A 25,456-nucleotide genomic window follows, 5' to 3' on the forward strand; every position below is an offset into this window, starting at 1 on the left:
TTATTCGATTGCAGATTTGTAGTTTTGCACTACAATAGCGCGCTTCATTATTCTATTTCTTCTCTCTCTTATGCAGTCATCTCAATCTCCGAATGATGCTATGCATCAGGGCAATTCTGCGCCTTTAAAACGCGCTATGAGTACTCGACATCTGGTCATGATTTCACTTGGTGGTGCAATCGGTACTGGTCTATTTTTAGGGTCGGGTGAAGTCATTGCACAAACGGGGCCTGTAGGTGCCATCATCGCTTATATTTTAGGTGGAATTATTGCCTATATGGTGATGCTCTGTCTGGGAGAACTTGCGGTACATATGCCTGTATCGGGTTCTTTCGGCGCTTATGCACAGAAGTATATTGGTCCAGGGACAGGCTACACAATTACATGGTTATATTGGCTAACTTGGACAGCAACACTCGGTACTGAATTCACCGCTGCTGCCTTGCTCATGCAAGAATGGTTTCCTCATATCTCGGTATGGATTTGGACGCTCATCTTTGCTGCCATTATTTTTAGCTTAAACATGAGTTCAACCCGACTGTTTGCCGAATCAGAGTTCTGGCTGTCTCTGGTCAAAGTCGTGACTGTGATTAGTTTCATTATTTTGGGTTTACTCGCCATTTTTGGCGTACTGTCTTTTCATGGTTATAGCTCAGCACCCTTATTTAGCAACTTGACCGCAGAAGGGTGGTTCCCTCAAGGTTTCTTCCCTATTTTTGCCACCATGCTGATTGTGAACTTTGCCTTTTCAGGTACTGAGTTAATTGGTGTTGCTGCGGGTGAAACTCAAGATCCAGCCAAAAATGTGCCTAAAGCCATTAATGCAGCCATTTGGCGTTTATTAATCTTCTTTGTAGGCACAATTGTCGTGATCAGTGCCCTCCTGCCACACCAAATGGCAGGCTTAGGCGGTAATGGCGTGAGTAGCAGTCCATTTGTGACGGTATTTAACTACATTGGTATTCCACATGCAGAAGACATTATTCGCTTTGTGATTATTACTGCGCTTCTTTCAGCGGCAAACTCAGGTTTATATGCTGCATCACGTATGATGTGGTCTTTATCTTACAAAAAGCAGTTGCCTGAAGTATTCTCTAAGTTAAATCACAAAGGTATTCCTTTTGTTGCCATTATTGTCACTATGTTTGGCGCAATTCCGGGTTTGCTGTCTGAACAATTTGCACCTGAAACCATTTTCAAAAACCTACTCGGTGTCGCTGCATTTACCATGGTCGTGGTGTGGATGAGCATCTGCTTAAGCCAGTTCAATTTCCGTCGCCAATGGTATAAGCAAGGCCATACAGCGAAAGAATTAGGCTTTGCAGCACCACTCTTCCCCATTGTGCCAATTTTAGGTTTTGTCTTCTGTTTTATTACTGGCATCAGTATGGCAGCAGACCCAGAAATGCTTGCAGGATTTATTGGCTGCTTAATCTTTATTGCCTTGTGTTATCTCAGTTATTATATTTTTTATCGAGAGCAAAACTAACACATAAAAAGAGTGGTCAAAGACCACTCTTTTTTTTAAGCTAAATACAGACAATGTCCTCTGTAAAAAGCCTGACCCTGTATGAAAATCATTTTTATTCACGGCATGAATCAACAAAATTATGATGAAGAGACTTTAAAACAGCATTGGTTAAATGTATTTAAAACTGGCTTGAGTCATGCAGAGCAAAATATTGAGCTTAATTCCCTAGACATCAAACTCCCGTTTTATGGTGATTTACTCACCAAACATCAGCTCAATAACAGTTTAGATTTAAATACACTGCTCCCTAAATCACTGTTGCATTTACATCTTCCTTTTCATCTTTGGCATAACACATCAATTGTTCAAGAGCATAGCCCATGCATCACCCCATTACCTTGTTTTAATCCAGAGCAATCAGAGTCGCTTACACAGCGTTTAGCTGTCATTTCAGCGCTTACCAAAGATCATGCATTTAAAGAATTGATCATGTTCCTTAATCATTACCCCAAACTCCATGAAACACTCATGCATAAATTTCTCATCGAGACCTATTTATATTTATCCAATTCTGATTTTATGCATGAAGTTCACCAAAGAATTATGTCGCATCTTCACCCAACCAAAGATCATATTATTGTGGCGCATTCTTTGGGTACCGTCATTGCCTACAACTTATTACATCAATTTACCCATTTTAGAGTGCACCGTTTTATTACACTAGGTTCACCTCTTGCCTTTAAAGTGATTCAAGAGAAACTCACCTTACCGATTTCTCGACCACCTCAGCTACATGACGATTGGTTTAATTTCTATTCGCCTGATGATTTCCTAACGGCATTCCCCTTATCTGAATCACCTTTCAATTTTGAACCCCCGATTATTAATCAAGCAATTACCACATTGGTAAATAATCCGCATCAAATTACTGGTTATTTACCCCATCCAGCAGTGATCAAAAGCATTGTGGATGCCTTAACGCTTAAAAAATAAACTCAACTAATGTGTATTTTTAGATTTTGTATTCTTTTTACCCGCTTAATTCTTTTTCCATCATTATCTTTAAAAAAATGTTTGACACCCTGCTTTATTCACCCTAATATACGCCCACCTCTGAAACGTCCCTATCGTCTAGAGGCCTAGGACATCGCCCTTTCACGGCGGTAACCGGGGTTCGAATCCCCGTAGGGACGCCATTTAATTTATGGTTTAGTTTTCAGAAGTACCAGCCTCATTAAGTCCCTATCGTCTAGAGGCCTAGGACATCGCCCTTTCACGGCGGTAACCGGGGTTCGAATCCCCGTAGGGACGCCATATTCAGAGATGTTTATCTCTTAAAAAAAACCTGAGCAAAACGACTCAGGTTTTTTTATGCCTATATTTTGAGTTATGCTCTCTTTGAGCAAAATAAAAAACATATTTAATAAAAGGCAATTGAAACAACAAAATGCAGATTCAACTTTACCATAAGCCCAATTCACGTTCGCAACGTATTGTCTGGCTTTTCGAAGAACTCGGTCTCGATTATGACATTTTGGTTTGCGACACACTAGACGATGCCAATACACATCAATTACAACAAGCACATCCTTTGGCAAAATTTCCAACAGTCAAAATAACAGAACTTGAACATACTTTTTTCTTATCTGAAACCAGCGCTATTGGCGAATGGTTCAGTGCTCGCCAACAAAGTTTAGGGACAATGAATTTAGACGGTTCTGCCTTAGTGGATTACTACTATTGGAAAAACTTCGCTGAAGCCACATTTATGCCAAATTTGGCGTTAAAACAGATCTTTTCCCAATTGGCGATCCGAACCCCTTGGCTTATACGTTTTATTCCACGAGCCATTCAATATGGATTTAATCAAGGCTATTTAAATCCCCTACTGCAACAACAAATGCAAATCATCAATCAACATCTCACCACACAGCCATGGGTGGCAGGCTCTCAATTCACCATTGCAGATATTTTGCTTTGGTTTCCATTACACGCTTGCACCCATCTAAATGCCCGTTATACGCACTACCATGCAATCAACGCCTATTTACAACAGATTCAAGACAGACCCACCTTTCAACGGGCTTTATCAAAAGGTCAATGGTCTGACGAAATCTTCAAACAGTATTGGGCCAAAGCTAACTAATATTATGCACTTTTGCGGGAATTGATTTGCCCTTGAATCACGGCTTTTAAATTGCCTTTCACATAATGGAAGAATACTTTAAGCGGAGAAAGTTTTGGATTTGGACGTTTACCTTGCGCAATGGTCTTAAATTGAGCGGCATACCAAATAATTTCCATAATGGCCATTTTATCGACCATTGGAATACCTGTTTTAATCTTATCCACCGCATAACGGACATCTTGCCCAACCAATAAACGTTCGGTCAAATCGGTTTCTACGGCAAATGGACGTGCAATCCCAATAAAATCACAGGCACCACTGTCAAGTGCAGCATTCATGCCTTGTGCTGTACGGAAGCCACCTGTCACCATCAAGTGACAACTCACTTGTTGACGAATTTTTTCAGCAAAGTCGAGGAAATAGGCTTCACGGGCAATGGTGCTGGCTTTACGTTTATCTTCCTTGGCACCAGCCATTGCAGGTGCTTCATAGGTGCCGCCCGAAATTTCAATCAAGTCAATTCCCGCTGCATCAATCGCTTTAAACACAGCAATCACATCTTCTTCAGTAATGCCGCCACGTTGGAAATCCGCAGAATTTAGTTTTACTGAAATAATAAAGTTATCTGATGTCGCTGCCTGAACGGCTTGGTAAATTTCTAATAAAAAGCGCATACGATTTTCAATGCTCCCGCCCCATTGATCTTGACGTTTATTGGTCAATGGCGAGAGAAACTGACTAATCAGATAACCATGTGCACCATGCAGTTGCACCCCTTCAAATCCCGCTTTTTCACAAATCTGTGCTGAACGAGCAAAGCGTTGAATAATGTCTAAAATTTCATCTTCAAGAAGTTCACGTGGTGTACCAAAGGTGGTGGCAAGCATTGGACTAAAAGGCACTGCCGAAGGAGCTACGGTTTCTTTATTTAGACCTTTCGGGCATTGTCGCCCTGGATGGGAGAGCTGAACCAACTGCACCATCCCATATTGCTTACCCAAAGCCGCCCATTGGCTCAGTTCAGCCATGTCACGTTCAGATTCTACAACAACAACACCTGGCTCATTCTTGGCACGAAAATCGACCATCACATTACCCGTAATGGCGCAGCCCAAGCCCCCTTTTGCCCAAGCTTCATATAAGCCCAAATGTAATCGATTCGGTTGTCCCGCATGATTGGCTAAAGCCTCACTCATTGCGCCTTTAATAATACGGTTTTTAAAGGTGGTATTTCGAATTTGCAAAGGTGCTGCAATATGACTCATGTGAACTTCCTCATTTTTTTATTTAGATATTTTACTCTAATCGGTTTGTTACTGAGGTCAAGTCATTTCTGACAATTTATTTTGTCAACTTTGTCAATTGATTGAATGGTATTGACTGGCTTGGATCAGTTGCTGAGTGTAAGCATATAATGGATGTGCAAATAAGGCTTCTGTGGTCTGCATTTCAACCACCTGCGATGCACGTAATACCAAAACTTTTTGACTGATCGCTCGTACTACATGTAAATCATGGCTAATCAACACATAACTCAGTTGATACTGCTGCTGTAAGCGTCGCAAGAGCTGCACAATAGCCCGTTGTGTCGTACGATCTAAAGAAGATGTCGGTTCATCCAAGATAATCAACTGTGGCTGTAACACCAGTGCGCGAGCCAAAGCGATCCGCTGACGCTGACCACCTGACAGTTCATGTGGATAGCGGTGCTTAAAACTGTCATCTAACTCGACATCCAATAAAGCCTGATGCACTTTCGTTTCAATATGATGATTTTCATGTCGATGGCTTAGCATCAATCCTTCAGCAATAATCTGTTGCACGGTTAAACGTGGGTTGAGGCTGCTAAAAGGATCTTGAAAAACAATCTGGAAATTTGCGCGTAGTGGACGTAATTGTTTTTGATTCAGGGTATTTAAATTCTGCTGCTGAAACAGGATCTGTCCTTGACTCTGAACCAAACGCACAATGGCCAAGGCCAACGAACTTTTGCCTGATCCACTTTCACCCACAATACCTAAACATTCACCCTGCATTAAGGTGAGATAAGGAATTTCAACCGCAATCTGCTGTCCCGTCATGCGATTCAGCCAACCCTGTTTAATTGGATACTGTACCAATAACTGTTCCAGTTGCAGGACTATTGGAGTCACGGAAGGTGCGAGTGCTTTGCCAAAATCGTGATTCATTAATTCACGAGTATAGTCCGTTGCAGGATGCTGAAAGACCTGCTCGGTAGCCCCCTGTTGCTCAACACGTCCCCGATTCATCACAATCACATCATCCGCATATTGACGAACCAAATTCAAATCATGACTAATCAAAATCAGGGACATCTTGCGTTGTTGTTGCAGCGTCTTGATCAAATCTAGAATCTGTATTTGCAGGGTTACATCCAAAGCGGTTGTCGGTTCATCTGCAATTAAAATTTCAGGGTCTAATGCTAAGGCAGCAGCGATCATCACACGCTGCCGCTGACCACCCGAAAGCTGATGCGGATAACGCTTTAGAAGGGCTTCTGTTTGAATTAATCCAACATCCTGTAATAACCGCATCACCTGCTGACGGACAGACTGCTTGGACAAACCTTGTAAAATTAAGGCTTCCCCAACAATTTTTTCAACCTGATGTAATGGATTCAATGCCGCCATCGGGTCTTGGAAAATCAAGGCAATTTTACGCCCCCGAATAGACTGTAATTGCGGTGCAGAAAGTGTTAATAAATCAACCTCAGCATAATTTACTGTGCCTGATCTAATCAAACTGTGTGGCAATAAATCTAACAGTGCCAAACAACTGATCGTTTTACCCGAACCGCTTTCCCCCACCAACGCCAATGTTTTACCCCGATGCAGTTGAAAGGATAAATTGTCCAGCAATATATTTTGTTCGTGTTGGATGCGCAGCTTCTGGACATCTAGAATCATACTTGCTGCATGATTATTGTCGTGGATCGAATGCATCTCGTGCAGCCTCCCCAATATAGATCAACAGCGATAAAACAATTGCCAGCGTGAAGAAACCCGATAAAGCTAACCACGGCGCATTTAAGTTATTTTTACCCTGTAGCAAAATTTCCCCCAAAGATGCGGTGTCCGCAGGCAAACCAAGCCCCAAAAAGTCCAAAGCAGCTAAAGCAGTAATATTGGCAGTTAACATAAAAGGGAGCTGTGACAAGCTCGAACTAATCACGTTGGGTAAAATATGTCGAACAATAATACGTGTATCGGCAATACCCAAAGCACAGGCAGCTCGCACATAATCTAGATTGCGCGCACGTAGAAATTCAGTTCGAACCAGATTTACCAACGTGGTCCAACCAAAGAACAACATGATCAAAAAAAGCCAATACACACTAGGTGTAAAAATACTGACTAAAATCATGACCATAAACAGCATAGGTAAGCCGCCCCACACCTCTAAGAGCCGCTGACCAATTAAGTCGACCCAACCGCCATAATAGCCTTGTATTGCACCAATAAAGATACCAATCACTGCTGAAAATAGGGTTACAGCAAAACCAAACAATAGTGAAACACGTAAGGCGTATAAAATTCTGGCGAGCACATCTCGGCCTTGATCATCCGTTCCTAACCAATTTTGCGCTGTCGGTTCAGAAGGAACAGGAACAGCTAAATCTAAATTTGGCGTTTGTGCTGCGTATCGAATCACGGGCCATACCGCCCAGCCCTGATCAGCAATCAATTGCTGTACCACAGGATCTTTATAATCGGCTTCTGTTTCAAATACCCCGCCAAATGTGGTTTCGGGATAGCGCTTAAATACAGGAAAATAGAACGACTGCTGATATTTGACCAATAAAGGTTTTTCATTGGCTATTAAATTTGCAGCTAAGGACACCACAAGAATCAGGCTAAATAAAATAAAGCAAAGAAACCCCAAACGGTTTTGTCGAAAACGTTGTAGACGTATTTGAATCATAGGAGACATTAGTGTTTTCCTCGTGATTCAAAATCAATTCGTGGGTCAACCCATTGATAGAGTACATCGCAAATTAAACGCAGAATTAAGCCCAATAAGGTAAAAATAAATAACGTCCCGAAGATGACGGGATAATCGCGCTGGATAATCGCCTCGAACCCCAACAACCCTAAGCCGTCTAGGTTAAATACAATCTCGATAAATAAGTTACCAACAAAGAAAATACTGACCAATGCTTCAGGTAAACCCGCCATAATCACCAATACAGCATTGCGAAATACATGCCCATACTGAACACGGGATTCACTCAAACCTTTGGCACGAGCTGCCCAAACATAAGGTTTGTTGAGTTCTTCCAAAAAAGAATATTTGGTCAAATAAGCCAAACTGGCAAAACCGCCCAAAACCATCGCCAATAAGGGCAAGCTTAAGTGCCAGAAATAATCCTGAATTTTACCCAACACGCTGAGTTGCTGAAAATTATCTGAGACTAAACCCTGTAGTGGAAACCACTGAAAATAGCTGCCGCCAGCAAAGAATACAATTAACAAAATAGCAAAAACAAAAGCAGGGACAGCATAACCAACGGCTAAAATGAGAGAAGTCGTTTTATCAAAGCATAAACCATGTTGCTTGGCTTTTTTAATTCCCAAAGGAATCGCAATAGAATAAATCAACAAACTGCTCCACAACCCGAGGGAAACAGAGACGGGCATTTTTTCCCAAATTAATTGCGTCACGGGTTTATCTTTAAAAAAGCTGACACCAAAATCCAAGGTGATATAATTCTTAAGCATCACGGCAAAACGTATATACGCAGGCTGATCAAAACCATACTGGGCTTCAATCTGACGAATCATCTCCTGACTCAGCCCTTTCGCACCTTGATAATTACTGTTTTCTGTAGAGATACCTGCTTTTACGGCTTGCAAACGCTGAAAAGACTCCGCTTGCTGAATGGCGCGCTCTACGGGGCCACCGGGAGCAATCTGAATCACAGCAAAATTAATGCATAAAATAAAAAATAAGGTCGGAATAATCAGGAATAACCTTTTTAGAATATATGTACCCAATTGCTTATCCTTATCTTCTGCATTATTTCCCCCTTAATCTAGCTGCATCACTCAAAACGGGCATATTTCTCGCCTTACTTACCGAGAAATTGACTGACTTTTTTGGCTTGTGCGGGGTCACTCCACCAATAGTCTAAGCCTAAAGATAATTTTGGCTTCACTTTAGGTTGATGATACATATTCCAATAGGCATACCAATTGTCATTTTTACCATAGGTTAGGATTTGATAGTAACCTGCCCGTAGTAATCGATCCAACACTCGGGTACGTAGAATTAATTGTTCCCGATTCGGTGCTTGAATCACCTGTTGCACAGCAGCATCGATGGCGGCATTTTGTATGCCTGCATAATTATAGTTACCAAACTCACGTGCTGCACTGCTACTCCACATTTGCGCTTGCTCGCTGCCAGGGGAAAGCGATTGTGGCATTTCCAAGGTGGTCATATCAAATTCGTAACGACGCATCCGCTCCATATATTGCGAGACATCAACCTGACGCAGTTTTACATTAATACCTAATTTTTTTAGGTTTCGAACCCACGGCATAATCGTACGCTGTGCGCCCTCTTGATAGAGCAACACTTCAAACTGGATCGGCCGTCCATTTTTATCATACAACTGCCCTTGTCGATATTGGTAACCCGCCTTCAGCAAAATAGTACGCGCTTGGAGTAAATTCGGGCGATTGAACCCACCTGCATCCGATTTAGGATACTGCCAATTGGAGAGTACACCTTGTCGTTGCACAGGATTCAGCTTCGGTAAATAAGCTTGTAATAATTTTAATTCAGCAGCACTCGGCTGCCCCGTTGCTGCCAATTCGCTGTTCTGAAAATGGCTTTGCAAACGCTGATACTGTCCATAGAACAAAGCTTTATTCAGCCATTCAAAATCATAGGCATAACTGAGTGCCTGACGAAAATAAATGTCATTCAATGGAGCTTTCCGCGTATTGAATACCAAACTTTGATTGACCACGGGTCGTGCCAAACGCTGGCTATATTGCTTGACCAATCCTGCTTTTACAGCAGGAAATTGATAGCCCGTGACCCATGTCTTGGTCTTCTTTTCTTCATGTAAGGTGTACTGTCCCGACTTAAAACCTTCAAAGGCAATATCATTATTACGGTAATAGACATATTTCAGCCGATCAAAATTATAACGCCCCCGATTGACCATTAAATTTTTTGCCCAATAATTCGGATTGCGCTTATAGGTAATACTGCGCCCTGCATCAATACGCTCAATTAAATAAGGACCCGAGCCTAAAATAGGTTGTAAGGTAATTCGAGTAAAATCTTTATTTTTCCAATCTAATTTGGAGTAAATGGGTAAACTCGCCACAATCAGTGGCATTTCCTTATTTTTGCTCGACTTAAAAATAAATTTAACTTGTGATTTGGACAGGACTTCTGTTTTCGCCAAATTCGACAAATACATCTGCAAGCCTAAGTTGGCTTTACTTTGATAGGCATCAAAACTGAATTTAACATCCTCTGCGGTCACAGGCGTTCCATTGCTAAAACGCGCCTGAGGATTCAAATGAAAAATAATAAATTGCGGATTTACGGGATCAAATGTGACTTGATCAGCCAATAACGGATACATCACCCCAGATTCATCTAAGGAATTGTCCATTAAGGTATCAAATAAATAATTGACACCCTCTGTTGCACTGCCTTTGCCATTCATACTGTTGAGATTATCAAAAGTACCCGTTGCCGCAGTGCTGATATATCCGCCTTTTGGCGCCTGAGGGTTAGCATAAGGCATTGCCTTGAGCTTGGTATATTTGGGCTGACCATGTACAGCAATATACGGCGTGGTCTGCAAAGACGACCACACCTGCTGTGTTACCATACCACTGCTTAAATATAGCAATAGCACGGCAACTTTTTGGCTGGTTAAACGAACTAGCGACATCTTAGATTGACGAATTAAAGATTCGGAACTTTAATCACATCACCAATTTTTAATTGCGCCGATGGCTTCAAGTCATTCATTTCTGCCAAAGCACTCGCCTCAACACCATAACGTGTAGCCAAGCGAATCAGATTATCACCTGATTTCACTTTATACTCTTTCACCGTTTTCGGAATTAGAATGGTTTGACCAACCTGTAAACCAGTACGTGAGCTCATATCATTTAAACTTGCCAATTCGGAAACTGAAATTCCCACACGACTGGCAATCAAATTCAGTGACTCACCCGATTTCACCGTATATTTCTCGGTGTCTTTGCTACTCACACTACTCTTTTTCGGGCTGCTATCCGCTTTAACGGCGGTTTTCGTCGGTAAATCACCGTCAACTTTCAAACGTTGTCCAACACGAACCGAAGCATTGGTTGACAAGTCATTTAACGTTGCCAAATAACTCAACTGCAAATGATATTTCTTGGCAATACTGCCTAAGGTCTCACCCGATTTCACTACATGCGTGTCTTTTGTAGTTTCGGAACTTTCATTGGACGGTTCAATCACAGGAACTTCACCTGTGAGTTTTAATCGCTGCCCAACACGAACATTGGCATTACGACTCATGCCGTTTAAGGTCGCTAAATTGGCTTGGCTTAAATTGTATTTACTGGCAATGGCAGACAAACTATCGCCAGATTGCACCACATAGCTTTCAGGCACTGTAGAACCTGCTGGCACTTTGATGGTTTGTCCAACATAAACACCGCTGTTGGTTGAAATTTTATTCAGCTCTGCCAAATCACTGAGCGAAATTTTCGACTGTGATGCAATGCTATATAGCGTATCGCCACGCTGAACTTTATAGGTTTCAGTTTTAATATTGATATCAACATTTGGACTGTCCACTTTTGCCGTGGCATGTTTTTCCGATGTCGATGCTTCCTGATTGACAGTATTGATTGGAACATTAATTTTTTGTCCAACCATCAAATTACTACCTGCATTTAAGCCCGATGTTAATTCTGCCAACTCTTGGTTAGATAATGCATAGCGGTCAGCAATCAACTTTAAATACTCACCGCGTTTCACCACGTAGGATTTGGTTTTAATGCTGCTCTTTGCCACGGCTTTTTCAGTCGATTTCTTTGCCGTGCTTGAACTGCTGTCTTTTAAAGATAACTTCTGACCCACAAATAAACCGCTGGTTACGGTTAAATCGTTATAGTCCGCCAACTGTTTCACTGAGAGACCAAACTGACTTGCAACACTGGTCAAATTGTCATTGGCTTGCACCACATAGCTGTCTGGTTTGCTACTGGTATTATTAGAAGAACGATCTTGTACAACGGGTTTAGCATCGTATAAATAGATACTATTGCCAACAAACAATGGTGCATTTGGATCAATCTGATTCCATTTGGCGATATCGCGCCAGTTCACCCCATTTTTCATGGCGATGGTTGCTAAAGTATCACCTTGTACAACAGTATACGTGCTACGTTTACCTTTCGGCGGCACTACGACCACTTCAGATGCCGTTTTCACATAATTCTTGTCTTTATTTAGTTGAGCTTCTTCTGAGTCTAACTTGGTATTGTCTGTGACTGATTTTGGATAAGCAAAGCCTTTGGTTAACTCTTTACCTTGTTGCTCTGCGACAGATTGACTGGTCTGAATTGCCGTCAATTTAATCTTGCCATCATAAGGATCGACAATTTCCGTTCCTTGTGGGGCAATCTGTTTGATCTCAGCAACCACTTGTTCTTGTTCAGCTTTGGTTGCTACAGGTTGCAAAACCTGATCAACAGTTTTGGTTGCATCTTCCGCTTGAACCGCTGCCATAATCTGCTCACGTTCCACCGCAGAAATTGGCGGTTCCACACTCACTGGCTTCACGTCTTTGGCAGGTGTAACTGCAACAGGAATACGTGGTGCGCTCGGAACAACTGTATTCGAAGCAAAAGCCGCTAAAGCATCTGCACCGCGTGGTGTAGTCGATAAAGGACGACCTGTATTCGTCATCACTGTAGTTGTTGCCTTCGAGCCTGTCGTTTTAGAGGTGTTGCTCGCAACCAACGCAGGTGGTGTCGCTTTACTTGGCGTAATCACCGTTGCAGTCGAACTATTCATCATCGGTGCAGCGCTGGCCCATAAACCGCCTGAGCTTGATTGTAATTTAGATAATTTTGCATCAATTGATGGACTAATATCCGCAGGAATCAAAATACGCATTGGGCTGCTGCTATCAATCTGATCACCACGATGACCTGGATTGAGCGCATACAATTCAGCACGACTTAAACCTGTAACCGCAGCAATATCATTTAAGTTCGCTGGCCCTACACTAATTTCTCTAAAGTGTGGTCGGTTTGCAATTGGAGGTAATGTCACACCATAAGCATTTGGATTCTTAATAATCTGTGCAACTGCCAAGAAACGTGGCACATAGTTCATGGTTTCTTGCGGTAAACGTAAAGACCAATAATCGGTCGGTAAACCCGCCTCACGGTTGCGGTTAATCGCCTGTTGAATTCGACCTGGGCCTGCGTTATACGCGGCCAAAGCCAACTCCCAAGAACCAAACTGGTTATATAGGCTACCTAAGAACTCATATGCGGCACGGGTCGATTCAACGACATCACGACGACCATCATACATACCCGACTGTTTTAGCCCGTAAATACGTCCCGTACTTGGAATAAACTGCCAAAGTCCTGCTGCCGCTGCACTACTGGTTGCGGCAGGGTCATAAGAACTTTCAATAATCGGCAATAACGCAAGTTCAGTTGGTAAACCACGACGCTCGGCTTCTTTGACTGTGTGGTAAAGATAACGTGAGGCACGTGCGCTTAAACGCTCAATATAAGGCTGTCGAGAGACGAACCAACTACGCTGGGCTTCAATACGTGAATCCCAATGGTTAAGATCCATTTTAAAACCGACAGTCATGCGCTTCCACACATCACCGTGTTTTAAAATAAGCAGACGATCCCCTTCTACGGCACGCATATCGGTGGCAGATAAAAGATCTTCCAAAGAATCTAAACTATTTGCATCTAAATAATTCGAGCCAACCTGTTTTGAAGCAGCAGCCTTGGTTGCACTCTGGCTCGATGCACAACCTGTGGTTAATCCTAATGCAGCGAGTGCAGAGCCCAATACAGTAATCTTAAATAATGTCGGAACCGAGGGCTGCCACAAGAACGTGGTTGGTTTATACATAAAAAAATCCAAACAACTCGTATAAAATTTATTTTTAGCACTGCCATTGTAGTGAAGCACGGCAGAGACTCAAGGCAATAATTTAGCGCGATTCGAGGATAAATGTTACAAGAAATTAAAATTTAACCATGTAATACACTTCCAAAGCACAAATGCGTTATACAATACGAAATTAGATTCGCTTCTGTTAACTTTCTTTGCTGGCTGGATGACCCTTTATGTCTGAAACAATTACGCTCTATGTCGATGGCGCTTGTCGTGGAAATGGTAAAGATAGCGCACTCGGAGGTTGGGGAGCCTATATCGTTACAGCAACCGAAGAACGTAAAATCTTTGGCGGGGAAACTCAAACCACCAATAACCGCATGGAATTGACTGCGGCAATTGAAGGTGTGCTCGCTTGTCCAAAAACAGCCAAGCTGATTATCTGGACAGACTCCAACTATGTCAAACAAGGTATTACTGAATGGATTCATGGTTGGAAAAAGAAAAATTGGAAAGATGTTAAGAATCCAGATTTATGGCAAAAACTAGATAGCGTCTGCCAAGGTCGAGACATTGAATGGAACTGGATTAAAGGCCATGCAGGTCACCCAGGAAATGAAATGGCAGATCAATTAGCAAATCTCGGCGCTGATCAAACTGCAAAAAATTTAACAGCAGCAACAGAAAACCGCACTGATGATAAAAAAAAAGCTGAATCCGACTGGCTTTTTGATGACCCTTTCGGACTAGATTTTGCAGGAGAAGAAGCTGAACCTGTGGAACCTGAAAACGTCGAAGATGAAATCGCAGAACCTATCATTGCTGTGGAAATTCAACAAGATTCGCTACCGCCGACTACATCCGTAACGACGCATCCGCACATTGTGATTACGCCTGCAACCGTAGAAGCAATTGGTCCGCGTCAATTAATTCTGGATACCGAAACCACAGGTTTTTATTTTCAGGACAGCGATCGTATTATTGAAGTCGGCGCGATTGAAATGATCAATCGCAAACTCACAGGCAGCTCCATTCATATTTATATCAATCCTGAAAAGGAGGTCGGTGACTCCGTCAATGTCCACGGCATTACCGATGATTTTTTAAAAGATAAGCCAAAGTACGCAGAAATTGCAGATGTCTTGTTTGACTACTTAAAAGGCGCTGAAATTATTGCGCATAACGCGACCTTCGATATGAACTTCTTAAATATGGAGTTTAAGCGTACAGGTCATGGGCCACTCTCTGAAGTGTGTGAAGTCACAGATACGCTCGCGATGGCGAAAAGCAAACATCCTGGACAAAAGAACTCCTTGGATGCTTTGGTACGGCGCTATGAAATCGCGCAACGTGATCGTACTTTCCATGGCGCATTGCTCGATGCCGAAATTTTAGCCGACGTCTATTTGGCAATGACGGGCGGACAGGTTTCGTTTGATATCGATGCGCTATCGCAAAGTGAACAACAGCAAGGTGCAAGTGGACGACGCCAAATTGATCAAACAGGCTTAGTCGTTATCCTACCTTCCGAAGAAGAATTGGCTGCACATGAGACGTGGGTCAAACAAATTGAGGAAAAACAGGGCAAATCTTGCTTTTTTTCAAAATAATTTCTAGAGATTCTGTTATTTTTTGTATTTAAACTTTGGGGACTTCAGTTATAGTTAAATACAAGAAATAACGCTCTAACTCAGCTAAACATAAACAGATAATATACTAGGAAAGGTGCAGATAAATGTCTTACCAAACCTCTATTCATTTTGATCCTACGGCCTTACTGATAATAAAAAATGAGGTTGATAACTCGATCAAGTTAGTTGAATCTGCGGTCAGTACCTTAGCAGAGGATCATACTCTACCGTTTGGTATTGATGATGCGCTGAATCAATTTGAACAATGCGCCCAAGTTTTGGTCTTAATTGATATGCCAAACTTAGGACAAATTGCTCAATACGCTGCGGAACTTATGCGTAAAATCATGGCAAATCCTGAAAATATCAACACACAGGATGTGATCGCGCTCAGTGAAGGCACGACCATGTTGAAACGCTATATTGAGTTTATCTGCCTGCGTGAAGTCAAAGTTCCTCAATTTCTACTTGATACATTAAACCGTTTAGAACTGGCTTTAGGTAAACCACTGACACATGAAGGTCAGCATCTTGAATCACTGTTGAACCATATTGAACCTACATTGCAGTTGGCTCATGTTCCAACACTCGAAAAGTCAGAATATGTACACCGCTTATATAAACTTGCCTTAAACAAATTGCTCCAGCAGCAAGAAACCGAACTCGATTTGCAAGCCATTCGCATAGTAGGTACCTATTTAGCAGGTTTAGCCAACCAGTTAGCCAGTCAACAATACTGGGGACTGGTTCATGTAGCATTTAATCAAATTGATAATCTACTGTTTACAGATGCACGTTTACGTAGTCTGATTGATATTGAACGCAATATGGCCGCTTTTTTCCAAGCACCAGAAAACTTCAATGCCAGTCTGAAAGATTTATCTAATATTCTTAGTTTATGTATTAGCCAAGAAGATGACTCTGCTCAAAGCATCCGTGATCAATTAAATATTAGTGAAGATGCCTTAACAGACACTCAACTGCAAGTGTTTAGCCGTCATTTGTATGGTCCAGATTTCAATACCATGCATACCATTAGTGAACTTGTGACCACAGAAATGGCACAAATCCGCAATGAAATTGAATATAACTACCAAACCCTTTCACCTGAGAAAACGCAAGAATTACAGGTAAAAATTAAGGAATTGGCGAATATATTCAAAGTCTTGAATTTGAATGAAGCATATCAAGACTTATCGCGTCAGGCCGAAGCATTGAATCAAAGCGATGTGTTAAAAGACGAAAATTTTGCTCAGCAATTAATGAAAGGCATCATCTCTGCCATAAATTCGATTGGAGTATTAGAACGTCATCACACATCAAATCGCTTACAACATCGTGTGAACAACATGAACGTTTCTCTAGATCGTCTAGACGAAGCCCATGATGCTTTACTAAATGAAACCAAAATTTTGGTAGATCATGCCGCTGCTGCATTAATTCAATATCTTCAAGATCAGTTCTTGGGTGCATTAGGCAATCTGTCTACACAACTGAATGAAATCAGCGGTGCGTTACTCTTCCTGAATGCCAATGAAGGTCAGCAAGCCTTGAAAAATGCTGCGCAATTTGTGCAACAAAAAATTGAAGCTTCTAGTAATATTTCTGAACAAGAAATCAACTACATTTTAGATACTCTCGCGAGTGCCGAAATGATGATTGATAATTTAAAGAACAAACAGCCTGTATTGCATTCAATGTTTGATGTAGCATTGAGCAGCAGTCAAAAACTTAATGCCGAAGTAGTCGCCTAATGTCAGAATTATCACTTGCCTATATTTTTCATCAACAACAACTCTTGGTTGATGAACATCTGCAACTACCTAAAGTTGAGCGCATGGCAAGTGATCTACATTTACACACGGGCAATACTGTCATTGCCCGTGATCTACAAGCCAATGAGAGCATTCCCACTGGACTACAATTGGTGCCCATTCGACAACTGTTGACTCAATGGAGCACCAAGCAGTTTGAACAGGCCAGCCGTGCCATGCAGCTCTTAGAATGGCGTCGTAACCATAAGTTCTGTAGTCATTGCGGGCATGAAACACAGGTTCATGCAACTGAATATGCCATGATCTGTCCAGCTTGCCATTATCATCAATATCCACGCGTACAACCTTGCGTCATAACCGTGATTACCCGTGGGGAAGATGAAATTCTTTTAGCGAAAAATGCCAAAAACACCAACAATATGTATGGTTTGATTGCAGGCTTTGTTGAAGTTGGTGAAACGCTAGAAGATGCGGTACGTCGTGAAACTGAAGAAGAAGTCGGCTTAAAACTCAAAAATATTCAATATTTAGCAAGCCAGCCTTGGCCCTTCCCAAGTAACTTAATGATTGCCTTCCGTGCTGAATATGCTGCGGGTGATATTCAATTACAAGAAGAAGAAATCAGTGATGCCCAATTTTTCAAATTTGACCAGCTCCCTCAAATTCCATTCAAAGGAAGTATCGCACATGCCATGATTATGCATGTGACGCAAGGACACCCAGTTGCCGATGACACACATCTATGGCTTTAAGGCTTCCTCTATAGAAATCAAAATTTGTTCTTTGGTTTCAAAATAACGACTGAATAAACTCGATACTGATCCCATCACTGTAATATGGCCTGTGCGTGGAATTACAATCATTTTGCTGTGATTGCCATTTTCTTTCAATACTCGGTCAAAATCTTCCGTATTATTGTGCCCCACAATCTGATCATTTTCTGCCATGAGCAAATAATGCTTAATACTATTCGATGCTACAAAGTAATATGGCATGACTTGCTGAAAAGGAACACTTTGATCAAATGCCTCGGCACACAGCGGATCACCTTTATAATCAAAATGATATGGACCTGCCACCCCAATGATGGCACGGATTTGCGCACGACATTGCAACTCATACTGCTGCGGATGATACACCGCCGACATGACATTAAATGCACCTGCCGAATGCCCCATAAGCACCACATTGTCGGTACGAATTAAGAGTTTTTGCTGATGCAGGCTTAAAAAATTAAGGGCAAGAGTTAAATCATCAACATAGCTTGGGAATACGTACTGCGGTGCAAGATGATAATTAATAACTGCTACGTCATAACCTTCACGGGCAAAAGCTTCACCTACAAAACGGTAAGAACTTTTATCACCATGCGTCCAAGCACCACCATGCACAAAGATAATTAAAGGTTGATTCAACTGAGGTTTATTCGTTTTGAATAAATCTAGACGATGACGTGCCTTTAAGCCATATGCAATATTTTCATGCAGTGTATATCCCTCACGCGGTGTGAGCTGATTTAATGCATAACTACCAACATCGTAGATGCGAAAGTCTCGAAGAAAGTCTTTCGCATTACCCACGGTGTCATTTAACTGTTTAATCCAATATTCGGATTTATTGAACATTCGTCGGTTCTACCTGATCTGGGTCAATAGCTACAGGCGTTTGAACTTCAGGCTGCGCATTGCTTGCGACTGGGCTTACAAAACTAGAATTTATCGATTTCTGTCCTTGATCGACATTATCAACCAATGTCACGATTTTAGTTACATTACCCACTTGCTGTAACACGTTATTCAAATCATTGATTTCAGCATTATTCAAACGCCCCATCACGTACAACACACCATCTTCTGTATGTACACGGACTTTACTGTCAGCAACTACCGGCGCTTTCATAATCAAGCCACGGGTATTTGCTGTTGCAGAAGCATCCTGCATGATGGTGTTATATCCAATTTTATCACCCACGGTAATAAAATTATGCACATTTTTTACATCACTCATCGCACGGACATTGTCTTCAGCCAGTTGTTTTAGATACTGATCTGGGACTTGCCCTGTCAATAAAACATTGCCATAAAAACTTTCAATATTGATACGCGACTGTTTAAAACGAGAATCTAGTTTATATAAATTAATATTCGCTGTACGTTCAATTGAGGAATCAATAAAGACCTGACCCAATGAGCGTACCCCACTTTCAGTTCCAACGGGTGCAGTCCCTGTACCACCTGAAATAAAACTCGCACAGCCTGATAAACTTAGACCTGCGACACAAAGCACTGTCATTGCAATACGATTCAACACTCAGCAAGACTCCTCACTTATTTCATTCATTTTTCTATAGCATTGATGCTTCCTGTTACTTCAAAGATTAATGAACTCTGAATCAAAAGTAAAAGCATTTTCTATCCATTGCAGATCATAAGTGAAACTTGAAAAGTCATACTGTACTGTTTTTGCAAATTGTTGATAAAAATCAAAACAAATTACATCAAATCGACAATAGAACTGCTCAAATTCAGGATATTCATTCAGAAAACATAACGCGGTTTTAATCAGTTTGCGCTGTTTTGAAAATGACACCACTTCATTGGCATGTGCATAACGGGTCAAAGTACGTGCCTTAACTTCAACCAAAAGCAATTCTTCACCTTGTTGCACCACCAAATCTAGCTCGCCATATCGGCTATGATAATTTCTTTGCACGAGCTGGAAACCTTGCTGCTGCAAAAGAATTAAGGCTTGCTGTTCTGCCCAATCTCCCAAGGCTTGAGATGTTGTTTTAAGCTTCAATTTTTCCTCCATTCAGTAAAACCCAGTCATTTCTTGTTGTAATGCAATGAATACAAAGCTTTTTATCATGTATCTTTATTCTAGTTGAAGCACAGACCTCATCTCAAATACCCATCGTAAATTGAGCAAATGAAAACTTGTCGATTTTAATCATTTTTTACATACATTCACCATCAAAGTCACACCACAGCCGAAGTACATACCTTATCTAATCACCTGATAGAATCTAATTCGCGTCTGAGCAGTGGATTCAGGTAGAATGCAGGTATTCTAACGCGTTTGCGGATTCAACTCCCATATCACCTACATCGCGTCATTCTTTTTAAATTCTATTTTGGCATGGAGACTTCACATGAGTGCTCAGTTATTTGTTGTAGCAACCCCTATCGGGCACTTAGATGACATGACTTTTCGCGCCATTGAAACCCTAAAATCAGTGAGCATTATTGCAGCCGAAGATACACGCACATCGGCGCAATTACTCAAGCATTTTAATATTTCTACACCGCTCACTGCATGTCATGACCACAATGAAAGCAATAAAATTGATGTGTTAGTACAACGTCTGTTAAAAGGCGAAAATATGGCGTTAATTAGTGATGCAGGTACGCCATTAATTAGCGATCCTGGGTTTAAACTGGTACGTGCAGCCCAAGAACATGGCATTCGTGTAATTCCTGTACCGGGAGCATGTGCCGCGATTGCTGCCTTAAGTAGCGTGGGTTTGCCAAGTGACCGTTTTAGTTTCGAGGGCTTTTTATCCTCTAAAGCTTCACAACGCCTATTACAACTTGAAAAGTTGAAAGACGAAACTCAAACCCTAATTTTTTACGAAGCACCACATCGAATTTTAGAATGCGTAAAAAACATGGCTGAAGTGTTTGGTGCAGACCGCCCAGTGGGCTTTGCTCGAGAAATTACCAAAACTTTTGAAACTATTCGCAAAATGACTTTGGGCGAATTGGTTCAGTTTATTGAGTCTGACCATAATCAACAAAAAGGTGAAATCGTGTTGGTAGTGGGTGGTGCAACCCAAGAAAAAGACATGGAACAAGAAAAATTAGACCAACTTCTCACCCGTCTTTTACAGGATTTATCGGTCAAAGCGGCATCACAACTGGCTGCGGACTTAACTGGAATTAAGAAAAAAGTGGCGTATCAACGTGCCTTAGAATTGACTGACAAGTAAAACAAAAACTTGAATGTCGCACAAATAAAAAACCACTCTCATGAGTGGTTTTTTATACTGCTAGATTAGTCGTGTGCAGACTCATCGGGTGGAACTTCAGTAATACGTCCACCACGGGCTAAGAATGCAGCGACTTCATCTTCCAAAGCTTCACGTTGCTTCTTCTTTGCAGTCACGGTTAATGTTTCTGCCTCAGCCACATCACCATCCGAAGCCCCTTCGACTTCATCTGATGCACCTTTTTCGGCAGCCTTCGCTTCATCCTCATCTACAACAGAGTCTTCTGCATCATCATAATCATTCATATCCGTCATCTTAATCTCCCCACAATGACTTCCAAATACTTCGTTTCGAATCGATTTCGAATTACGATGAAATTTATCAATCTAAATCGCTTTCGCATAGTACTTAATGCAAAAAAATCGTATCTTTTTTAATCAAATTCGTAATCAGATTTAACTAAATGCCTAAAAATTATCTGTTTAAACCTAATTTGCATAACGGGTATTTTTCAGTACCTGCAAACCGTTGGCTTGCATCATAAAAGCATCTTTTACTACGGGCTGTTGTTCAACTTGTTTTAAGCCAAAATTACGCGCCCAAATTACGGGAAAAAATTCTGTGGTTTCTAGCCAGCCAATTGCCGACATGCTATGCATCATGGCGTCATTTTGACCTTTACGGCGATGTTCATAACGCTGCAAGGTTTGCTCATGTGCCCATACCCCACGCGAAAAGTCATGCAATAAGGCATCACACAATACCGCAGCATCTAAACAGCCAATATTCACCCCTTGCCCTGCCAATGGATGAATCACATGTGCCGCATCTCCAATTAAGGCTAGCCCTGAAGTCACATATTGCTGTGCAGCCCGTGCTTTCAACGGAAACATCGCCCGTGGTGTCGCTTCTAACACCTCACCCAACATATGTTGACTTTCACGTGTCAGCAGTTGTAAAAAGGCAGCGTCATCCAGTGCGATATATTCCTCGGCATAGTCATCAGGTAAAGTCCAAACAATCGACTGCCAATAACCATTCTGCTCAGGCTTTAAACTTGCCATCGGTAAAAATGCCAAGGGACCCGTTTCTAAGAAAATTTGACGGGCGACATGTTGATGCGGCTGCGCGGTACGAATGGCACAGGTCACGCCTGCCTGACGATAATCCAATACATCCAGATCAATAAATGCCTGTTCGCGCACAAAAGAGTTGGCTCCATCGGCACCAATCACCAATTTAGTGGTGAGTTGTGTGCCATCCGCTAGATGAATATGCCAAACACCAACGCCACGTTCCACTCTCGTGACTTTGACTTGCGTTCGATAGTCTTTGACTTCGCTCAACATGCGTTTTTGAATGGCTAAATTCAAAATACTGGGCTCGACCATTGAACCCAATGCTTGCTCTATGGAAGGAGTTTTTTCTGCGACATCCCCAAAATGAATGTCACCATAGCCATTTTTATTCCAGACCTGCATACCGCTATAGGGCATTTGACGCGCCAATAACTCCCAAACTTTTACGGTCTTAAGTAAATGGATGGTCGCTTGGCTCAGTGCCAATACACGTGGATTAGCAACCGCTAATACTTTGCCCTCATCCAAAATAGGTGCAGCATCTAAAACCGTTGCTTGTACACCACCTTGAGCCAGCAACAAGGCGGTCAATCCACCGACTAAACCACCACCAACAATCACAACATCTAAAACTTGACTCATGCTTTTAGTCCCATTGCGTAAGTGGCCACCAATGGTTTAATACCCGGAATTAAATCAAATGCGATCAGTCCTGTATTACGTAATAATTTCAGCATCGGATTTTGATTGCTAAAACCTCGTACCACACTGTCACAGAACTTAATGACACGTTGCTGATCTTTTAAGCGAGCTTGTTCATATTCAAGTAATATGCTTGGCTCACCGAGGTCAGCACCCGCACTCTGTTGTGCTTCTAAATAGCGCAGCAATACATAGGCATCACGCATACATAGGTTAAACCCTTGTCCTGCAACAGGGTGAATGGTATGTGCCGCATTACCCATCAGCACTACACGCCCTACTGCCTGCTTTTCTGCTAAAACTTGTGACAATGGATAACTAAAACGCTTACCTGTTTTTTGGAATTTACCTGCACGGTCACCATAGGTTTGCTGCAAAGCATCCAAGAAATGCTGGTCATTTTCTTCTCCCAACCACTCTTGCTCTGTGCCCTTTTTCACTGGCCAAACTACTGAACGACGGTATTCACTCGGTAAAGGCAACAATGCCAATGGCCCAAGAGGACTAAAACGCTCAAAGCCAATATGTTGATGCGGTTTCGAAGTTTGTACGGTGGTGACAATTGCTACTTGATCATAATCATGCTCAGATACACCAATACCCAAAGCTTGACGACAGAACGAATCTCGACCATCTGCCGCAATCACCAACTTGGCTTGTAGTTGCAACTGTTCTTCACCACGTCGAGCTTCAATATAAGCATGCTCTGCATCTTGGGTAAGTGAGGTGACCTGCACACCATCAATCAATTCAATCAATGGCTGTTGGCGAACTTGGGTCAGTAACACACGCCCTAACCACGCATTTTCAATGACTTGTCCAAAGCTTTCGACTTTCTCTTGCTCTGCAATTAAACGCGCCTTACCAAAGCTGCCTTCTTCAGTAATATGTACTTGTAAGATGGGTGTTGCATGTTGTTGCAAGGCATCCCATAAACCCAGTTCTTGGTAAATTTGCACGCTACGGCGAGACAAAGCACTATTTCGTGCATCGAAACTGGAATGGTACGGTGCAAGATTTATATCATCATAATTTGGGTATTTGATGGCTTCGAGCAGTTTGACTGCAATATTTGCTTTCGCCAACATGAGTGCCAGACTCAGCCCAACCATTCCACCACCGACAATGACGACTTCTTGCTGCATGCTTGTATCCTTTTTATGGCGTATTCGAAGGAAAAAACCTCAAAATACCTATAAGTTTTAATGGATTTTATATTACATCAAAGCGTTTCATTTTTATAATGAAACGGACTTTTTTACGTACGATCACGGTAAAATGAGCTTCCATGATTTTGAAAAAGTATGTACTGTCGGTTATTGGGAAACTTGCTCAAGGTACTGTTTCAGCTAACTTATAAATAGCAAATAGCGTGAAACAATGTTGAATAATTGTTTGTGGAACATGAAAAATCAATAAAAAAGCCCAATATGGAGATATTGGGCTGAGTTCAGGGGACTATCGATTTGATTTATATCACAATAATAAGTTGATTACGTATAAAGTGCATTGTTTTGATTTTAGCAAGACTTAATGAATAGCCACCAATAATTTTAGTAAAAAAAGAAAAAATCTATTTTTTGATTATCTTTTAATAGTCACTGAACTGAAATATGAACTACTCATAAGGAAAATTTTTTGATTATAACTATCTGTATTATTACGTTTTTTGTTTTGTTTATTATATTTATTAGAACTACATTTGATAAAAAATATAGTAACACTCAAATTTATTCATTTATGAAACGCAGTTTTTGGATTTGTATATGTATTCTTCCGCTTGTTTGGCTCATCTTTTATAAAGACTTAAATCATCCTCAGATGCCTGATAATGCAAGTGGTTCATATGCATTAGGAGTTGCTTTATTCGGACTTGCTTCACCTATTTTTGTCATTGTTGGATTTTTACTAGGTCATATATTTTTTCTTGCAATATTTATGGTTATTGATTTAATAATTTCAAAAATCTATGGCAATAACATAAAGTTCATTGTCAGTATTCTATTAACTACTTTAGTCACGATTGTTATTTTAGAATTTATTTGGTGGGGAATATTTTACTCAGAAGGCTCCATTCCAATTCGAATTTATGTATGGAATATTGCAATCCTAACTTTACCATGGTTGCCAATTATTAGTATTTTAGTTACCCAAAGATGGAAAAAATAGAAACTTTAATCTGGGAATTATAATCCATTTAACATAATGGCGGTTATACGAAGTACACTTGCATATGAATATAAATATCAATTACTTAAAAAATTAAACCACCACTAAAAATTCACAAAACACCAGCTTTGAAACAAGTCGGTGGCTTATCCATAATTTTTATATTCTTTCGCAAAGCCAATACGAAAACATACCTATTTTTAATGTGGCTTAAACTATTTTCGATGAGGGAAAGAGCGATAAAGGTAGGTTAAGTAAGGCAACAGACACCCATCAATGTCTTAAGCTTTATTATATTTAAATCTATATTATTGATTTTAAAATAAAAATAAAGTCACCAACAGATCAAGGGTCTTCTTTAATATAGTTT

At 41.2% G+C, this 25,456-nt stretch carries 20 protein-coding genes and 2 tRNA genes; 10 read left to right on the forward strand and 12 right to left on the reverse strand.

Annotation, left to right across the window (positions count from 1 at the left end; all coding sequences use genetic code 11):
- Window positions 1–70: 70 nt before the first annotated feature.
- The 5 genes from E0H87_RS03110 (at window position 71) to E0H87_RS03130 (ending at window position 3,617) form a co-directional block, all read left to right on the forward strand.
- Window positions 71–1,489, forward strand: coding sequence for an amino acid permease (locus E0H87_RS03110; protein WP_131322265.1), 1,419 nt, complete (start codon window positions 71–73; stop codon window positions 1,487–1,489).
- An 81-nt stretch (window positions 1,490–1,570) separates the two neighbouring features.
- On the forward strand, window positions 1,571–2,464 hold the full coding sequence (locus E0H87_RS03115; protein WP_131322266.1) for a hypothetical protein: 894 nt from the start codon (window positions 1,571–1,573) through the stop codon (window positions 2,462–2,464).
- A 127-nt stretch (window positions 2,465–2,591) separates the two neighbouring features.
- A tRNA-Glu gene (locus E0H87_RS03120) sits at window positions 2,592–2,667 on the forward strand.
- Window positions 2,668–2,709: 42 nt separating this feature from the next.
- Window positions 2,710–2,785 (forward strand) — tRNA-Glu (locus E0H87_RS03125).
- 133 nt (window positions 2,786–2,918) lie between these two features.
- Window positions 2,919–3,617, forward strand: coding sequence for a glutathione binding-like protein (locus E0H87_RS03130; protein ID WP_131322267.1), 699 nt, complete (start codon window positions 2,919–2,921; stop codon window positions 3,615–3,617).
- Window positions 3,618–3,619: 2 nt separating this feature from the next.
- Here the strand turns inward: E0H87_RS03130 and E0H87_RS03135 are convergent, their stop codons facing one another.
- From E0H87_RS03135 to E0H87_RS03160, 6 genes are all read right to left on the reverse strand, one after another.
- A complete protein-coding gene (locus E0H87_RS03135) occupies window positions 3,620–4,864 on the reverse strand; it encodes an NADH:flavin oxidoreductase/NADH oxidase family protein (protein ID WP_131322268.1) in 1,245 nt (414 codons plus the stop codon).
- A gap of 93 nt (window positions 4,865–4,957) precedes the next feature.
- Window positions 4,958–6,562, reverse strand: coding sequence for a dipeptide ABC transporter ATP-binding protein (locus E0H87_RS03140; RefSeq protein WP_131322269.1), 1,605 nt, complete (start codon window positions 6,560–6,562; stop codon window positions 4,958–4,960).
- On the reverse strand, window positions 6,540–7,550 hold the full coding sequence (locus E0H87_RS03145) for an ABC transporter permease (protein WP_131322270.1): 1,011 nt from the start codon (window positions 7,548–7,550) through the stop codon (window positions 6,540–6,542). Before E0H87_RS03145 ends, E0H87_RS03140 begins: the two co-directional genes overlap by 23 nt.
- Complete coding sequence (locus E0H87_RS03150) at window positions 7,550–8,614, reverse strand: microcin C ABC transporter permease YejB (protein ID WP_131322271.1); 1,065 nt, start codon at window positions 8,612–8,614, stop codon at window positions 7,550–7,552. The genes E0H87_RS03145 and E0H87_RS03150 overlap by 1 nt, the downstream gene beginning before the upstream one ends.
- A 74-nt stretch (window positions 8,615–8,688) precedes the next feature.
- Window positions 8,689–10,476, reverse strand: a complete 1,788-nt coding sequence (locus E0H87_RS03155; RefSeq protein WP_227547307.1) for an extracellular solute-binding protein — start codon at window positions 10,474–10,476, stop codon at window positions 8,689–8,691.
- A gap of 77 nt (window positions 10,477–10,553) precedes the next feature.
- The gene (locus E0H87_RS03160) at window positions 10,554–13,757 is read right to left on the reverse strand and encodes a LysM peptidoglycan-binding domain-containing protein (protein ID WP_131322273.1); all 3,204 of its coding nucleotides are present in this window, start codon (window positions 13,755–13,757) and stop codon (window positions 10,554–10,556) included.
- 218 nt (window positions 13,758–13,975) lie between these two features.
- Here E0H87_RS03160 and dnaQ point away from each other — a divergent pair, with 218 nt between their 5' ends.
- The 3 genes from dnaQ to nudC all read left to right on the forward strand — a co-directional run bounded on the left by dnaQ (window position 13,976) and on the right by nudC (window position 17,900).
- Complete coding sequence (gene dnaQ / locus E0H87_RS03165) at window positions 13,976–15,352, forward strand: DNA polymerase III subunit epsilon (RefSeq protein WP_131322274.1); 1,377 nt, start codon at window positions 13,976–13,978, stop codon at window positions 15,350–15,352.
- Between the two features lie 125 nt (window positions 15,353–15,477).
- Window positions 15,478–17,127, forward strand: a complete 1,650-nt coding sequence (locus E0H87_RS03170; RefSeq protein ID WP_131322275.1) for a chemotaxis protein — start codon at window positions 15,478–15,480, stop codon at window positions 17,125–17,127.
- On the forward strand, window positions 17,127–17,900 hold the full coding sequence (gene nudC / locus E0H87_RS03175) for an NAD(+) diphosphatase (protein WP_131322276.1): 774 nt from the start codon (window positions 17,127–17,129) through the stop codon (window positions 17,898–17,900). Before E0H87_RS03170 ends, nudC begins: the two co-directional genes overlap by 1 nt.
- Here nudC and E0H87_RS03180 read toward each other — a convergent pair.
- From E0H87_RS03180 to E0H87_RS03190, 3 genes are read right to left on the reverse strand one after another with little or no spacing between them, the layout of a single operon-like run.
- Window positions 17,889–18,773 (reverse strand): alpha/beta hydrolase, encoded by an 885-nt coding sequence (locus tag E0H87_RS03180; protein ID WP_131322277.1) that lies wholly within the window; start codon window positions 18,771–18,773, stop codon window positions 17,889–17,891. The genes nudC and E0H87_RS03180 overlap by 12 nt on opposite strands.
- The gene (locus E0H87_RS03185; RefSeq protein WP_131322278.1) at window positions 18,763–19,458 is read right to left on the reverse strand and encodes a BON domain-containing protein; all 696 of its coding nucleotides are present in this window, start codon (window positions 19,456–19,458) and stop codon (window positions 18,763–18,765) included. The genes E0H87_RS03180 and E0H87_RS03185 overlap by 11 nt, the downstream gene beginning before the upstream one ends.
- A 60-nt stretch (window positions 19,459–19,518) precedes the next feature.
- On the reverse strand, window positions 19,519–19,959 hold the full coding sequence (locus E0H87_RS03190; RefSeq protein WP_131322279.1) for a YraN family protein: 441 nt from the start codon (window positions 19,957–19,959) through the stop codon (window positions 19,519–19,521).
- Window positions 19,960–20,299: 340 nt separating this feature from the next.
- Between E0H87_RS03190 and rsmI the strand changes: the two genes are divergently transcribed.
- Complete coding sequence (gene rsmI / locus E0H87_RS03195) at window positions 20,300–21,136, forward strand: 16S rRNA (cytidine(1402)-2'-O)-methyltransferase (RefSeq protein ID WP_131322280.1); 837 nt, start codon at window positions 20,300–20,302, stop codon at window positions 21,134–21,136.
- A gap of 65 nt (window positions 21,137–21,201) precedes the next feature.
- Here rsmI and E0H87_RS03200 read toward each other — a convergent pair whose 3' ends face one another.
- The 3 genes from E0H87_RS03200 to ubiH all read right to left on the reverse strand — a co-directional run bounded on the left by E0H87_RS03200 (window position 21,202) and on the right by ubiH (window position 24,062).
- Complete coding sequence (locus E0H87_RS03200; RefSeq protein ID WP_131322281.1) at window positions 21,202–21,450, reverse strand: hypothetical protein; 249 nt, start codon at window positions 21,448–21,450, stop codon at window positions 21,202–21,204.
- A gap of 174 nt (window positions 21,451–21,624) precedes the next feature.
- Entirely contained in the window at window positions 21,625–22,857 is a 1,233-nt protein-coding gene (locus E0H87_RS03205) for an FAD-dependent monooxygenase (protein ID WP_131322282.1), read from the reverse strand.
- A complete protein-coding gene (gene ubiH / locus E0H87_RS03210) occupies window positions 22,854–24,062 on the reverse strand; it encodes a 2-octaprenyl-6-methoxyphenyl hydroxylase (protein WP_131322283.1) in 1,209 nt (402 codons plus the stop codon). Before ubiH ends, E0H87_RS03205 begins: the two co-directional genes overlap by 4 nt.
- A 676-nt stretch (window positions 24,063–24,738) precedes the next feature.
- Here ubiH and E0H87_RS03215 point away from each other — a divergent pair.
- Entirely contained in the window at window positions 24,739–25,086 is a 348-nt protein-coding gene (locus E0H87_RS03215) for a hypothetical protein (protein ID WP_131322284.1), read from the forward strand.
- The last annotated feature ends 370 nt before the right edge of the window (window positions 25,087–25,456 follow it).

Origin of the sequence: Acinetobacter sp. ANC 4178 (genome assembly GCF_004331175.1) — a bacterium.
In the GTDB taxonomy this organism is placed as follows: Bacteria; Pseudomonadota; Gammaproteobacteria; order Pseudomonadales; family Moraxellaceae; genus Acinetobacter.